This window comes from Aminobacter sp. MSH1 (assembly GCF_003071665.1).
Taxonomy (GTDB): Bacteria; Pseudomonadota; Alphaproteobacteria; order Rhizobiales; family Rhizobiaceae; genus Aminobacter; species Aminobacter niigataensis.
The window spans coordinates 3,328,319-3,342,021 of record NZ_CP026265.1 but is presented as its reverse complement, the minus strand read 5'-3'; the positions used below and the strand labels follow the sequence as shown (position 1 = coordinate 3,342,021).

The following is a 13,703-nucleotide window of genomic DNA, read 5'->3' as shown; positions in this document are numbered from 1 at the left end:
CTTGACCAGACTGAAAAGGGCGGCCATGTGACGTGCGAATTGAAAATTCTTCGCCACGCGCCGTTGCCGTTGTTTTGGCGCTTCACTGGAAAATCAGCCACATATGGACGTCGTTGTCGTCGAGTCACCGAACAAGGTGAAAAGCATCAACAAGTATCTGGGCAAGAACTACAAGGTTCTGGCCTCGTTCGGCCATGTCCGCGATCTGCCGGCCAAGGATGGCTCGGTCAAGCCGGATGACGATTTCGCCATGTCCTGGGCTGTCGACACCGCTTCGGCGAAGCGGCTCACCGAAATCGCCAAGGCGGTCAAGGAAGCCGATGGCCTGATCCTCGCAACCGATCCGGATCGCGAGGGAGAAGCCATCGCCTGGCACGTGCTCGAAGTGCTGAAGCAGAAGCGCGTCCTCAAGGACAAGACCATCAAGCGCGTCGCCTTCAACTCGATCACCAAGCAGGCGGTTCTCGAGGCAATCGCCAATCCGCGCGAGATCGACCCGCCGCTGGTGGACGCCTATCTGGCACGCCGGGCGCTCGACTATCTCGTCGGCTTCACTCTTTCTCCCGTGCTCTGGCGCAAGCTGCCGGGCGCCCGCTCGGCCGGCCGCGTCCAGTCGGTGGCGCTGCGCTTCGTCTGCGACCGCGAGGCCGAGATCGAGCGTTTCGTGCGCGAAGAGTACTGGCAGATCGCAGCTATTCTCGGCACGCCGCGCGCGGAAAATTTCGAGGCAAGGCTCACCGTCTATGACGGCAAGAAGCTGCAGAAGCTCGACATCTCTTCGCAGGCGATGGCCGATGACATCAAGGCGATGCTGGAAGGGGCAACCTTCAAGGCACTGTCGGTCGAAGCCAAGCCGACCAGGCGCAATCCGAGCGCCCCTTTCACCACCTCGACCTTGCAGCAGGCGGCATCCTCGAGCCTCGGCTTTTCCGCGAGCCGCACCATGCAGGTCGCCCAGCGCCTCTACGAAGGCATGGAGATCGGTGGCGAGACGGCCGGCCTGATCACCTATATGCGTACCGACGGCGTGCAGATGGCACCCGAGGCGATCGAGGCCGCGCGCGAAGCGATCGGCAAGGAGTTCGGTACAAAATACCTGCCCGAGAAACCGCGCCAGTATACGACCAAGGCCAAGAACGCCCAGGAAGCGCACGAAGCCATCCGGCCGACCGATTTCTCGCGGACGCCGACCGAAATGCGCAAGTTCCTCGATGCCGACCAGGCCCGTCTCTATGAGATCATCTGGAAGCGGGCGATTGCCAGCCAGATGCAGCCGGCCGAGATCGAGCGCACCACCGTCGAGATCGAGGCGCGCAATGGCGCCAAGACGGCCGGCCTGCGCGCCGTGGGCTCCGTCACCCGGTTCGACGGCTTCATCGCCGCCTACACTGAGCAGAAGGACGAGGATTCGGAAGACGAGGAAAGCCGTCGCCTGCCCGAGATCCGTGCCGACGAGACGCTCAAGCGCGAATCCGTCAACGCCAGCCACCACACCACCGAGCCTCCGCCCCGCTATTCCGAGGCGAGCTTCATCAAGAAGATGGAAGAGCTTGGCATTGGCCGTCCCTCGACTTATGTCGCGACGCTGAAGACGCTCGAAGAGCGCGACTATGTAAAGATCGAGAACAGAAAGCTCATTCCGGAGCCCAAGGGGCGGCTCGTGACCGCCTTCATGGAGAGCTTCTTCCAGCATTATGTGGAGTACGACTTCACCGCCTCGCTGGAAGAGAAGCTCGACGAGGTTTCCGACGGCAAGCTCGCCTGGCGCGACGTGCTGCGCGATTTCTGGAAGGACTTTTCCGGCGCCGTCGATGACATCAAGGAACTGCGCGTCACCGAAGTGCTCGATGCGCTGAACGAGGAACTCGCCCCGCTCGTCTTCCCCGAGCGCGAGGACGGCTCGAACCCGCGCATCTGCCCGAAATGCGGCACCGGCAACCTGTCGCTCAAGCTCGGCAAATACGGCGCCTTCGTCGGCTGTTCGAACTATCCCGAATGCGGCTTTACCCGCCAGCTCGACGGCCCCGGCGGCAATGGCGAGAATGGCGGCCTCGAAGACGGCACCAAGGTGCTGGGCACCGATCCCTACACCAATGAGGAGATCACCCTGCGCAGCGGCCGCTTCGGCCCCTACATCCAGCGCGGTGACGGCAAGGAGGCCAAGCGCTCCAGCCTGCCCAAGGGCTGGTCGGCGGCATCCATCGACCACGAAAAGGCGCTTGCCCTGCTGGCACTGCCACGCGATGTCGGCCAGCACCCGGAGTCGGGCAAGATGATCTCGGCAGGTCTTGGCCGCTACGGCCCGTTCGTGCTGCACGAAGGTACCTACGCCAATCTCGAAAGCATCGAAGACGTGTTCTCGATCGGCCTCAACCGCGCCGTCACCGTGCTTGCCGAGAAGCAGGCCAAGGGCAAGGGTGGCCGCGGCAGCACGCCGGCCGCACTCAAGGATCTTGGCGAGCATCCCGCCGGCGGCGGCAACATCACCGTGCGCGACGGCAAGTACGGTCCCTATGTCAATTTCGGCAAGGTCAATGCTACCCTGCCGAAGGGCAAGGACCCCGCCACCGTGACCGTCGAGGACGCGCTTGCGCTGATCGCCGAAAAGGAAGCGAAAGGCGGAGGCGGCAAGAAGCCGGCCCGCGGCGGGGCCAAGAAGGCAGCCGGCAGCGCGACCAAGAAGCCAGCCGCCAGCAAGGCCAAAAAGAAGGACTGACCGACCTTGGCGCGAAAGATTTCCGGACGAAACGCCGGCACCAGACGCGCCGCAAGCGACGAGGTCCGCGGCAAGGACGTCTATCGCCCCTCGCGTGACGAGATTCTGCGCTACATCGCGGAGAATCCCGATCGCAGCGGCAAGCGGGACATTGCCAAGGCCTTTGCGCTCAAGAACGAAGACCGCATCTGGCTGAAAGAGCTGTTGCGCGAACTCCAGGACGAGGGCCTGCTGGAGAAGAGCCGCAAGCGCCTGAGCCGGGTCGGCGCCCTGCCCCATGTCGCCGTGCTAGACATCTTCGGTCGCGACACTGAGGGCACGCTCCTGGCGCGTGCTTCCGAACAACCGGACGGTCCCATCGTTGCCGTCAAGACATCCCGTACAAGCAACGGACCGACGCCCGGCGTCGGCGACCGCGTGCTGGCGAAGACCTTCCCGGTCGAGGGGTATCTCGGCGACGAAAACGTGCCGGCTTATACCGCCCGTATCATGAAGGTGTTCGAAAAGCGCAGCGATACCGCGCTCGGCATCTTCCGCATCCTCAAGGACGGCACGTTCCGCATCGAGCCGGTCGAGCGCCGCCAGCCCGAACTGGTGGTCGACAAGGACTCCCAGAACGGCGCCAAGGATGGCGACCTTGTGGAAGTGGTCCCGGAGCGCGCCAGCCGATATGGGCTGCCGCGCGCCAAGGTGGTCTCGGTGCTTGGCTCGCTGACCAATGAGAAGGCGGTCTCGATGATCGCCATCCATGCCCACGAGATTCCGCACATCTTCCCTGCCGAGGTGATCGCCGAGGCTGAAGCAGTCAAACCGGCGACGCTCGACGGCAAGCGCGAGGACTGGCGGGAGCTGCCGCTGGTCACCATAGATCCGGCGGACGCCAAGGACCATGACGACGCCGTCTATGCCGAGCCGGATACGGATGAAAAGAACCCCGGCGGCTTTATCGCCACCGTCGCCATCGCCGACGTCGCGGCCTATGTCCGCCCCGGCACCGCTCTCGACCAAGAGGCACTGAAGCGCGGCAACTCGGTCTATTTCCCCGACCGCGTCGTGCCGATGCTACCCGAACGCATCTCCAACGATTTGTGCTCGCTGCGCGAAGGCGTCGACCGGCCGGCACTTGCCGTGCGCATGACGTTTTCGGCCGAAGGCCGCAAGGTCAGGCACTCCTTCCACCGCATCATGATGCGCTCGTCGGCCCGCCTCGCCTATCCGCAGGCGCAGGCCGCCATCGACGGTGTGCCCGACGACAAGACCGGGCCGATCCTGGAGACCATCCTCAAGCCACTGTGGGCGGCCTACGACGTGCTCAAGCGCGGCCGCGACAGCCGCCAGCCGCTCGAACTCGACCTCCCCGAAAGAAAGATCCTCCTCAAGCCCGACGGCACGGTTGACCGGGTCATCGTTCCCGATCGCCTCGACGCCCACAAGCTGATCGAGGAGTTCATGATCCAGGCCAACGTCGCGGCGGCCGAGACCCTGGAAAACAAAAAGCAGAAACTCGTCTACCGCATCCATGACGGCCCCTCGCTTGCCAAGCAGGAATCGCTGCGCGAGTTCCTGCAAACGATCGGCCTGTCATTGGCGCGTGGCGCCGAGATGCGGCCAGCCCAGTTCAACGGAATCCTCGAGCGTGTGCGCGGCGAGGACAACGAGCAACTGGTCAACGAAGTGGTGCTGCGCTCGCAGAGCCAGGCCGAGTACAATCCCGACAATATCGGGCACTTCGGCCTCAATCTGCGCCGCTACGCCCATTTCACCTCGCCGATCCGCCGCTATGCCGACCTCATCGTCCATCGTGCCCTGATCGCCTCGCTGGGCTTGGGCGCCGGTGGCCTGACGCCGTCGGAAGAAGCACGCCTGGAAGAAATCGCCGGCCTCATTTCGCAGACCGAACGCCGCGCCATGGCAGCCGAAAGGGAGACCGTCGATCGGCTGGTCGCCGGCTTCCTGTCCGAACGGCTCGACGAGACTTTCGAGGCCCGCATCTCGGGCGTGGTCAAGGCGGGACTATTTGTCCAATTGCCGCAATATGGCGCGGATGGTTTCATCCCCGTGTCATCCTTGGGTGACGATTATTACCACTTCGACGAAGCCGCCCGCGCCCTCTTCGGGGAGCGCAGCGGCAAGGGCTACCAACTCGCTGACCGCGTTGAAGTGCGGCTTGTCGAGATCGCCCCGCTGGCTGGCGCCATGCGCTTCGAAATGCTGACCGAACCGAAGCCCCTGCCCGGTTCGAAACGGTCGTTCCACAAGACCAAGGGGCAAAGAACGCGTGCCCGTGCCTCCCAACCGCGGCGAGGTCCGCGCGGCAGGAGATGACGATGGAAGAACAGGTATTCGGTGGCGGCCACCAGCAGGTCGCCCGCGAGGCACGGCCCGTCTGGCCGGCGATCAAGCGCGGCCTGTTCTGCAAATGCCCCAAATGCGGCGAAGGCAAGCTCTTTGCGTCCTTCGTCAAGACTGTCGACCGCTGCAGCGTCTGCCACGAAGAGATATTCCATCACCGCGCTGACGACCTGCCCGCCTATCTCGTCGTCGTCCTCGTCGGCCATATCGTCGTCGGCGCCTTCATGGCCGTCGAAGCCAACGTCACGCTTGCACTGTGGCAGCACCTGCTGATCTGGGTGCCGCTGACGATCGTTTCCGCCCTTGCGCTGCTGCGCCCCATCAAGGGTGGCGTGGTCGGCATGCAATGGGCGCTCTACATGCATGGCTTCGGCGGCGAAGAAGACGCTATCGACGCGCACCCGGAGGCCTGACCGGACGCTGGCGCAATGCCAAGTCGCATCCAAGCGCTTCCTTCCACCCCGACATTCCGTTAGGACAGCCGCGATGGATGGCATCAGCAAGACAGAACTCGACAGGCTCGAAGCCAGGGAACTGGTGAAAAACGCCGCCCCCTTGCGTCCGCGCGACGCGGCGACGCTGATCCTGCTCGACCGAAGCGGCGACGATGTGCTGGTGCTGATGGGCCGGCGGCACATGAAGCATGCCTTCATGCCCGGCAAATTCGTCTTCCCGGGCGGCCGCACCGACCCGGCCGACAGCCGCATCAAGGTTGCCGACGAACTCCATCCGGACGAAGAGACCAAGCTGCGTGCCGGCACGGGCAGCGTCAGCATCGCTCGCGCCCGCGCGATCGCGCTGTCTGCGGTTCGCGAGACCTACGAAGAAGCAGGCCTGTTGATCGGTCGACGCGGGGCGTTCTCGACCACCAAGGCCGATTGGCAGGGATTCGCCGAACATGGCGTGGAGCCCAGCCTTGCCTCGCTGCGCTTTATTGCGCGCGCCATAACACCTCCGGGACGCGTTCGCCGCTTCGACACCCGATTCTTGTCGGCCTGGCGCAGCGACGTGGCCGTCGAGCTGCCCGACGGCGGACCGACAAACGAACTCGAGGAACTTGTCTGGCTGCCGCTGGCCGACGCCGTGGAGGCCGACATTCCGGCGATCACGAAATCAGTTCTCGGCGACCTCCGGCAACGGCTGACAAGCGATCCCGGGCTCAGGCCAGGCGGCGAAGTGCCGTTCTACCGCATGTTCAACCAACGCTTTCGGCGCGACATCCTTTAGGCCTCACATATGCACGAGACCATCCAGGAAGCCGAAACCGTCGAACGCGTGCACTGGCGCTCGATTTCCGCCGCGATCGCCTCGATCAGCGTAGTCGGCATCGCCATCGGTCTGGGCATACCGCTGCTCAGCGTGATCCTTGAATCGCGCGGCTACTCACCCTCGATGATCGGGCTCAATACGGCAGTGGCCGGCATTGCATCGATTTGCGCGGCACCGCTGGCAACCCCGATCGCGATGCGGTTCGGCGTCGTCTGGACGATGTTCGCAATGATCATCGCCGGTGCGGTGGCTTTCGTCGGGTTCTATTTCGCGCCGTCGTTCTGGATGTGGTTTCCGCTGCGGGCGGTATTGCATTTCGCCCTGACGGTGCTGTTCATCCTGTCGGAATTCTGGATAAGCACCTGCGCGCCGCCGCATCGGCGCGGCTTGGTGCTTGGCATCTACGCCACGGTACTGTCGCTCGGCTTCGCTGCCGGTCCGTGGCTGTTCTCCCAGATCGGCAGCACCGGCCTGCTGCCGTTCGGCCTCACCTTCTGTCTCGTCATGATCGCAGCGATTCCCGTAGTTCTGGCGCGCAGCGAGAGCCCCAAGATCGTCTCCGAAGGCGGCAAGGGTGGCTTCTTCCGCTACATCTGGATGGTTCCGACCGCGACGGCAGCCGTGCTTGTGTTCGGTGCCGTCGAGACGGGCGGCTTCGCCCTGTTCCCGATCTATGGCCAGCGGATCGGCTATTCCGAGGCCGACGCGGCGCTGCTGCTCACCATGATCGGCCTCGGCAACGTCATGCTTCAGATCCCGTTCGGCATGATCAGCGACCGCATCGCCGACCGGCGCTGGCTGCTGCTGATTTGCGCTGCTACCGGCTTGATAGGCACCCTCGCCATGCCTGTCCTCGCCGGCAACTGGCACGTCATGGCCGGCCTGCTGTTCGTCTGGGGCGGCGTGGTGGCGGCCCTCTACACCATCGGCCTCGCCCATCTTGGCGCACAGCTTTCCGGCCGCGACCTCGCCTCGGCCAATGCGGCCTTCATCTTCTGCTACGGCATCGGCATGATTCTCGGCCCGCAGGTGATAGGCATCTTCATGGATATCTTCGGGCCAAATGGATTCGGCTGGGCGCTGGCGCTGTTCTTCGGCGGATATATGGTCATCGGCCTGGGCCGAATTGCCGCGAAATCCGGGCTTTCGCGCTCCGAGGCTTGACTTTCCAGGCACGATCTTTATGTGTCCCGCCAGGTTTTCCGCGTCCGGGTTGTTTTCCCGTCCTGAGGCGGGTGCAACTCCAGACAATTAACGGACGAGAATCATGGCCAAGGCTGCAAACATCAAGATCAAGCTTCTGTCGACCGCCGACACCGGTTTCTTCTACGTGACGAGCAAGAACAGCCGCACGAAGACTGAGAAGCTGTCGTTCCGCAAGTACGACCCGGTTGCCAAGAAGCACGTTGAATTCAAGGAAACCAAGATCAAGTAATCTGGTTTTCGCCCGGAATTCCGAAACGCCGCCCAGTGGGCGGCGTTTTTGTTTTGGGGGTTAGATCAGTTCCCGAAAGCACGCCGCATCAGTTCACGGAACGTCAGTTCGTGATCGAAGTGCCCGTCGCGCAGAAAATTCAGCGTCTGCGCGATGACAAGCGGATTGTTCATCATGAAGGTGTGCGTCGCAGGCAGGACGATGTGGTCCTTCATGCCTTCAAGCTTGGTGCTTTCCACCGAGACCTTGCCGTCGTTCGGGCCCTTGAACATGCCGGACAAGAACGGGTTGAGCGACCGGTCGCCGGCGATGATGCCGAGCTCGAACCGCGCAGGCCCGAGTTCATTAGGAAGGCTGTCCGGACCCGTGCCCAGCTGACCGCCGGCTGGGCCATTGACGATTTCGAACAGCTTGAGGCCACCCCAGGTGTCGACCAGTTCGGAACCATGATTGGGTGGTGCGAGCATGACGACGCGACCGAGATTTTCGGGGCGGTTCTGCGTGAGCCAAGCCCGCACCAGGATGCCGCCCATGGAGTGGGTCACGAAGTGAACCGGGCCGGCCTCGCCGCACTTGGCCACCGACGCATCGACATACGCGATCAGCTGGTCGATGGGAACATCAGTCGACGGATAGGCGTCGTTGACGACAATGTAGTCGAACGAGCCAAGCGTCTCTTCCATCAGCATCAGGGATGCGTCCGTGCGCGCCAGGCCATGGAGCATCACGACGCATTCCCGCGCAGATGCCGCGGCCGAAAAGGTCATGAACAAAAGAGCAGCAAGAATACGCATCGAAAACACTAGTCCGAATGGCCGGCCCGGCTCAAGCCGACGCAACGGACAGACAAACCGAAGTGCTTTCGAAAAGGAAATTAGGGGGCCGGTCGGCTGCTGGCAGCGGTACGAGGAGGCCACTATGTGCCAGTGCCGGCCGGCCGACCCCACGGACCCAGGAGATGCGGCGGACCTGAGCATCATGGGGTATGAATTGGGCTTCCGGCCTGTGCTCCTCGTGCCGACGCCCGTCCTTCTTCTCCGCTCCACAGTCGCGCAAGATTACTTGAAAATCAACACTTTCTTAACCACGGCTCGCGAATCGCTTGGGTTAAGGTAAACGATTGAGCTTAACGCGCTTGACTATCCGACCCTTGTCGGCGTCAGGCCGCCCGCGCGACCACGCGGTTGCGGCCGCGGGTCTTGGCATCGTAGAGCGCGAGGTCTGCACGCTTCATCAGGCCGGCAACCGTGTCGCCTTTGGCGAGCAGCGACGACACGCCGACGCTGACCGTAACCGATACGCCCTTGCCCGCTCCGCTGATTGCAAATGGCGTCTGGGCGACCTCCGCGCGAATGCGCTCGGCGACCATCTCGGCCAGCGCCGCGTCGGTATCGGGCATCACCACGACGAACTCCTCGCCACCGAATCGGCAAGCGAGGTCAATGCCGCGAACGCTCTTCTTCACGCGCCGCGCAAACTCGCGCAGCACCTCGTCGCCGCCATCATGACCAAACGTGTCGTTGATCCGCTTGAAGCGGTCGAGATCGGTGATCATCAGCGAGAGCGGCCTGTGCCGGGCGACGGCGCGGTCGAACAGGCGCGGCAGGTGGCTGTCGAGGTAGCGGCGGTTGTGCAGGCCCGTCAGGCCGTCCGTCACGGCCATCTCGATGGTCTGGCTGACGCTCTGCCTCAGTTCGTCATTGTAGCGCTTGCGGCGCACCTGTGTGCGCAGCCGTGCAATCAGCTCTTCACGGTCGAGCGGCCGCACCAGATAATCGTTGATGCCGAGTTCGAGCCCGCGAATGATGCGGTCGTCCTCTTCCTTGCGGACCAGAAGCACGATCGGCAGCGACCGCGTGCGGTCGAGCGATCGCAGTTGCGAGCACAACCGCAACGGATCGAACTCGGAAAATCCGGTCGACACGATGACGCATTCATAGCTGCCTTCGGCGGCATTGAAGAGCCCCGACTGCGGGTCGGCGGCGATCTGCACGTCTGCAGCGCCGTCCAGCAGCGCACAGATATGGGCCGCCGACGACGTCTGCTCGTCGATCAGCAGCACCTTCGGCATCGTTTCCTGCAGCAACTCGGATCGCGACAATAGCTCGTCCAGGCCAATGCTGTGCGTGGTCGAGGCGCGCAGCCTGAGCTCGTCGGTCAGGACCTTGAGCCGAACCAGGCTCTTCACGCGCGTGATCAGTTGCAGGTCGTTGACCGGCTTGGTGAGGAAGTCGTCGGCTCCCACCTCGAGCCCGCGCACGCGATCGGTGACGTGGTCGAGGGCAGTGACCATGACGACGGGGATGTGGGCGGTCGCGGGATCGGCCTTCAGCCGACGGCAGACCTCGAAGCCGTCCATGCCAGGCATCATGATGTCGAGCAGCACGACGTCGACCTTGCCGTCCTCGCAGGCAGCGATGGCGTCCGGCCCATTGTAGGCGGTCTGTACTTCGAAATATTCGGCGAGCAGCCTGACTTCGAGCAGCTTCACATTGGCCGGGATGTCGTCGACGACAAGGATGCGCGCGGTCATGCCAGTACCTCGTGCGAACCCGGCGAGCGCATCAGGCATCACCGAGGTAGGATTTGATCGTCTCGATGAACCGTGGCACCGAGATCGGCTTGGAGATGTAGGCTTCGCAGCCGCCCTGCCTGATCCGCTCCTCGTCGCCCTTCATGGCAAAGGCGGTAACGGCAATGACCGGGATCGTGTGGAGGTCATCGTCCTCCTTCAGCCATTTGGTGACTTCGAGGCCCGAGACCTCAGGCAGTTGGATGTCCATCAGAATGAGGTCCGGCCGGTGCTTGCGGGCAAGATCAAGCGCCTCGAGGCCGTTGCGCGTGCGCACGGTCTCGTATCCGCTCGCCTCGATGAGGTCGCGAAAGAGCTTCATGTTGAGCTCGTTGTCCTCGACGATCATCACCTTCTTAGCCATCGAATTTTTCCGCCCCGATTGCACACCAGATGTCGGCGGCAATCATCATGCGCGCCGGATGCGCACACCAACCCCGAATCCAACCTTAACTCAAGAACATTACGAAACGTAAAACACCCCTGCCAAGTCACGGATCGGCCGCCACCGCTTTAGCGGTTGCCGCAAGGCGCGCTTGCAGCTACTCCCTTGGCGAGCCGGAACGAACGGAAATGTCGATGCAAAAGAGCCAGAAAAATCAGGAAAGCGCCGAGGCGCTGGCGGTCCAGGCGCTGGCTTTCGTCGCATCCGACCCGGAGCTTCTGCCGCGCTTTCTCGCCATTACCGGCATCGAAGCGCAACAAATTCGCCGCGCGGCCCAGGAGCCGGGATTCCTGGCAGGCGTGCTGCAATTCATCCTCGCCCACGAGCCGACACTGCTGCGGTTTTCGCAAGAAGCAGGCATAGCGCCGGGAGAAGTCGGCATCGCCGCCCGCGCCCTGCCATTGGGCAATGACGACCACGAACGTTCGTCATGAGCGAAGACCCGGAGACCGCGCGCCAGATCGCGGAGCTTGCCCGCGACACCCGCCCGCTGCTGGTGCTCGACGTCGACGAGGTGCTGCTGGAATTCATGGTGCCCTTCATGCGCTTCCTCGACGCGCAGGGGCTGGTGTTCCTGGCCAAGTCGTTCAGGCTGACTGGCAACATCGTTGACCGGAAAACGCAAACCCCGCTGGACCAGACTGCGGTATCAGGGCTGCTCGACGGTTTCTTCTTTGCGCAGCGCGAATGGCAGACCGCGGCACAAGGGGCGGCGGACGCCGTGGCAAACCTCGCCGGCGGAGCCGAAGTGGTCATGCTGACGGCCATGCCGCACCGGCATCGCGACGTCAGGCGGCTGCATCTCGACGCGCTCGGCTTTCCCTACCCACTGCTGACCACGGAAGCGGCAAAGGGACCGGCCCTCAGGCAACTGAGAGGCGAAAGCGCCCGCCCGGTCGCCTTTGTCGACGACATTCCCTACAATCTGGTTTCGGTACGCGACTCCGTCTCCGACGCGTATCTGTTCAACCTGATGTCCTACCGCGAAATGCGCTTGCTGATGCCGCCCATGCCGGACGGCATCGTGGTGGCGGATGACTGGGCCGAGGCCGCGCCGAAGATCGCCGCGGCCCTGGGCCTCTAGCCTTTCAGGCTAATCCTCCAGATTGCGCCACCAGTCGCGCCCGGAATCGAGCCTTTCGATGCCGGCGCTGTCGAGTGCTGTCGCCCATTCGGCCGACGACTTGCCCGCCAGAACGAGTTCCGGCGCTATTTCCGCCAGCGGCACCATGACGAAAGCCCGGTCGAGCATGCGCGGATGCGGAATTTCCAACCCGACGTCGCTGACATTGCTTTCTCCGTGCAAAAGCACGTCGATGTCGATCAGCCGTGGGCCCCAGCGCTCGACGCGCACCCGCTTGAGCCTGCGCTCCACCTCCAGGCAAAGCTCCAGGAGGTCGAGCGGCGACAGCGAAGTCGCAACCTCGGCGGTGACGTTGAGAAAATCGGGTTGGTCGACCTTGCCCCAGGGCGGCGTGCGGTGCAGCGACGAAACCGTCACCACGCGCGTCTGGCCGCTGGCATCCAGCATGTGCAGCGCCGCGGCCATAGATTTCGCCGGATCGCCAAGGTTGCCGCCGAGACTGAGAAACGCCCGCTCCTCAGCCTGGCCAGACAACGGTCACCTCTACATAGTCCAGGACACCAGGCACCGGCGCATTCGGCTTGCGAACGGTGATCTCCGCCTTCTTGATCTGCGGGAAACGCTCAGCCAAGGCCCTGCCGCATTCCTGCGCCAGCGCTTCGATGAGGAAACGCCTTTCGCCGGTGATGATCGCTTCGATGACCTGGAAGGCAACGCCGTAGTCGACGGTGCTCTCCATCGAATCGTCCTCCAACGGAAGCGAGGGATCGACCGTCAGCTCGGCATCGACATAGAAGCGCTGGCCAAGGGTCTCTTCTTCGTCGAACAGGCCGTGCCGGGCAAAGAAGGCGCAGTTTTTCATTCGGATGAGGTACATCGAGGTCAGTGTCCCGGCAGGTTGGTCTGGCGCGCCAGCATAGCATCCGCGAATGCCAGTGCGTCCACGTTGATTGCGACATTGTGGACGCGGAAGATCTGCGCGCCCTTCATGCGGAGAATGACGCTTGTCGCCGCCGTTCCCGCATCGCGGTCGGCAGCTTCGCGTCCGGTTACATGGCCGACGAAACGCTTGCGCGACGTGCCGGCAAGCAGCGGATATCCAAGCTCGCAAAGCTCCGAAAAGCGCGCCATCAGCTCGAGATTCTCGTTTTCGTCCTTTGCAAAGCCGAAGCCCGGATCGAGCATGATCTGCTCGTCGCGCACGCCGGCCTCGCGCGCGATCTCCAGCGAGCGGCGCAAGAAGGCAAACTGATCGTCGATCACGTCGACCAGCTTGGCGCGGTCACGGCCTGTATGCATGATGACGAGCCCTGCCCCGGTCTCGGCGGCGACCCTTGCGATGCCGGGCTCGCGCTGCACGCCCCATACGTCGTTGACGACATGAGCGCCGGCGGCCACGGCAAGGCGCGCCGTCTCCTCGCGATAGGTATCGACCGAAATCAACACGTCGCCTGAACTGGCAAGCTGGGAAATGACGGGAAGGACACGGTCCTGTTCCTCGGCGGGCGAAACCGGCGCAGCCCCTGGCCGCGTCGATTCACCGCCAACATCGACGATGACGGCGCCTTCCGCCACCATGCGCCTGGCCTGTTCGATCGCCCGCGCGGGCGCGTCGAAGGCGCCGCCATCGGAAAAACTGTCAGGCGTGACGTTAAGGATGCCCATGACAAGCGCCCTGTCGCCAAGATCGACGTGGCGTCCATGCGCCAGTTGCCATCGTTTGCCGGTCATGCCGTCGCCACAAAAGAACTCCAGAGCACAGACCGCGTCACGAAATATCAACGCTTGCAGCATCAACTCGCCGTGCGGCCACTTCTTGCGGCACCGATT

At 63.3% G+C, this 13,703-nt stretch carries 14 protein-coding genes; 8 read left to right on the top strand and 6 right to left on the bottom strand.

Annotated features, from left to right (window positions below; translation table 11 throughout):
- Positions 1-103 precede the first annotated feature (103 nt).
- The 6 genes from topA to rpmG all read left to right on the top strand — a co-directional run bounded on the left by topA (position 104) and on the right by rpmG (position 7,772).
- Positions 104-2,716: a type I DNA topoisomerase gene (gene topA / locus CO731_RS16595; RefSeq protein WP_108607963.1), complete on the top strand. Its 2,613-nt coding sequence runs from the start codon at positions 104-106 to the stop codon at positions 2,714-2,716.
- A gap of 6 nt (positions 2,717-2,722) precedes the next feature.
- The gene (gene rnr, locus CO731_RS16590) at positions 2,723-5,041 is read left to right on the top strand and encodes a ribonuclease R (protein ID WP_108607962.1); all 2,319 of its coding nucleotides are present in this window, start codon (positions 2,723-2,725) and stop codon (positions 5,039-5,041) included.
- A 2-nt stretch (positions 5,042-5,043) separates the two neighbouring features.
- Positions 5,044-5,481 carry a DUF983 domain-containing protein gene (locus CO731_RS16585; protein ID WP_108607961.1) on the top strand — a complete coding sequence of 146 codons (438 nt, stop codon included), beginning with the start codon at positions 5,044-5,046 and terminating at the stop codon, positions 5,479-5,481.
- A 73-nt stretch (positions 5,482-5,554) separates the two neighbouring features.
- Entirely contained in the window at positions 5,555-6,295 is a 741-nt protein-coding gene (locus CO731_RS16580) for an NUDIX domain-containing protein (protein ID WP_108607960.1), read from the top strand.
- A 9-nt stretch (positions 6,296-6,304) separates the two neighbouring features.
- Positions 6,305-7,501, top strand: a complete 1,197-nt coding sequence (locus tag CO731_RS16575; protein ID WP_108607959.1) for an MFS transporter — start codon at positions 6,305-6,307, stop codon at positions 7,499-7,501.
- A gap of 103 nt (positions 7,502-7,604) precedes the next feature.
- Positions 7,605-7,772: a 50S ribosomal protein L33 gene (gene rpmG / locus CO731_RS16570; RefSeq protein WP_019173400.1), complete on the top strand. Its 168-nt coding sequence runs from the start codon at positions 7,605-7,607 to the stop codon at positions 7,770-7,772.
- Between the two features lie 65 nt (positions 7,773-7,837).
- Here the strand turns inward: rpmG and CO731_RS16565 are convergent, their stop codons facing one another.
- From CO731_RS16565 to CO731_RS16550, 3 genes are all read right to left on the bottom strand, one after another.
- Positions 7,838-8,566, bottom strand: a complete 729-nt coding sequence (locus CO731_RS16565; protein WP_108607958.1) for an acetyltransferase — start codon at positions 8,564-8,566, stop codon at positions 7,838-7,840.
- A 365-nt stretch (positions 8,567-8,931) separates the two neighbouring features.
- Positions 8,932-10,305: a PleD family two-component system response regulator gene (locus CO731_RS16555; protein WP_108607956.1), complete on the bottom strand. Its 1,374-nt coding sequence runs from the start codon at positions 10,303-10,305 to the stop codon at positions 8,932-8,934.
- A 31-nt stretch (positions 10,306-10,336) separates the two neighbouring features.
- A complete protein-coding gene (locus tag CO731_RS16550; RefSeq protein WP_108607955.1) occupies positions 10,337-10,708 on the bottom strand; it encodes a response regulator in 372 nt (123 codons plus the stop codon).
- A 215-nt stretch (positions 10,709-10,923) separates the two neighbouring features.
- Between CO731_RS16550 and CO731_RS16545 the strand changes: the two genes are divergently transcribed.
- Together CO731_RS16545 and CO731_RS16540 are read left to right on the top strand one after the other, a co-directional pair.
- Entirely contained in the window at positions 10,924-11,223 is a 300-nt protein-coding gene (locus CO731_RS16545) for a DUF3572 domain-containing protein (protein WP_108607954.1), read from the top strand.
- Complete coding sequence (locus CO731_RS16540) at positions 11,220-11,873, top strand: hypothetical protein (RefSeq protein ID WP_108607953.1); 654 nt, start codon at positions 11,220-11,222, stop codon at positions 11,871-11,873. Before CO731_RS16545 ends, CO731_RS16540 begins: the two co-directional genes overlap by 4 nt.
- Positions 11,874-11,882: 9 nt before the next feature.
- Here CO731_RS16540 and folK read toward each other — a convergent pair whose 3' ends face one another.
- Genes folK through folP form a run of 3 tightly spaced genes read right to left on the bottom strand, consistent with a single transcriptional unit; the run spans position 11,883 to position 13,604 of the window.
- Positions 11,883-12,407, bottom strand: a complete 525-nt coding sequence (folK, locus tag CO731_RS16535; RefSeq protein WP_108607952.1) for a 2-amino-4-hydroxy-6-hydroxymethyldihydropteridine diphosphokinase — start codon at positions 12,405-12,407, stop codon at positions 11,883-11,885.
- Positions 12,391-12,750 (bottom strand): dihydroneopterin aldolase, encoded by a 360-nt coding sequence (gene folB / locus CO731_RS16530; RefSeq protein ID WP_108607951.1) that lies wholly within the window; start codon positions 12,748-12,750, stop codon positions 12,391-12,393. Before folB ends, folK begins: the two co-directional genes overlap by 17 nt.
- A 5-nt stretch (positions 12,751-12,755) precedes the next feature.
- A complete protein-coding gene (folP, locus tag CO731_RS16525) occupies positions 12,756-13,604 on the bottom strand; it encodes a dihydropteroate synthase (RefSeq protein WP_108609879.1) in 849 nt (282 codons plus the stop codon).
- Positions 13,605-13,703: the final 99 nt, after the last annotated feature.

Excerpts from the sequence above, each read along its gene's own strand:
- CO731_RS16575 (WP_108607959.1), top strand. The coding sequence starts at position 6,305 with ATGCACGAGACCATCCAGGAAGCCGAAACCGTCGAACGCGTGCACTGG.
- CO731_RS16545 (WP_108607954.1), top strand. The coding sequence starts at position 10,924 with ATGCAAAAGAGCCAGAAAAATCAGGAAAGCGCCGAGGCGCTGGCGGTC.
- CO731_RS16585 (WP_108607961.1), top strand. The coding sequence starts at position 5,044 with ATGGAAGAACAGGTATTCGGTGGCGGCCACCAGCAGGTCGCCCGCGAG.
- CO731_RS16540 (WP_108607953.1), top strand. The coding sequence starts at position 11,220 with ATGAGCGAAGACCCGGAGACCGCGCGCCAGATCGCGGAGCTTGCCCGC.
- topA (WP_108607963.1), top strand. The coding sequence starts at position 104 with ATGGACGTCGTTGTCGTCGAGTCACCGAACAAGGTGAAAAGCATCAAC.
- folB (WP_108607951.1), bottom strand. The coding sequence starts at position 12,750 with ATGTACCTCATCCGAATGAAAAACTGCGCCTTCTTTGCCCGGCACGGC.
- CO731_RS16555 (WP_108607956.1), bottom strand. The coding sequence starts at position 10,305 with ATGACCGCGCGCATCCTTGTCGTCGACGACATCCCGGCCAATGTGAAG.
- CO731_RS16565 (WP_108607958.1), bottom strand. The coding sequence starts at position 8,566 with ATGCGTATTCTTGCTGCTCTTTTGTTCATGACCTTTTCGGCCGCGGCA.
- rpmG (WP_019173400.1), top strand. The coding sequence starts at position 7,605 with ATGGCCAAGGCTGCAAACATCAAGATCAAGCTTCTGTCGACCGCCGAC.
- CO731_RS16550 (WP_108607955.1), bottom strand. The coding sequence starts at position 10,708 with ATGGCTAAGAAGGTGATGATCGTCGAGGACAACGAGCTCAACATGAAG.
- CO731_RS16580 (WP_108607960.1), top strand. The coding sequence starts at position 5,555 with ATGGATGGCATCAGCAAGACAGAACTCGACAGGCTCGAAGCCAGGGAA.
- folP (WP_108609879.1), bottom strand. The coding sequence starts at position 13,604 with ATGACCGGCAAACGATGGCAACTGGCGCATGGACGCCACGTCGATCTT.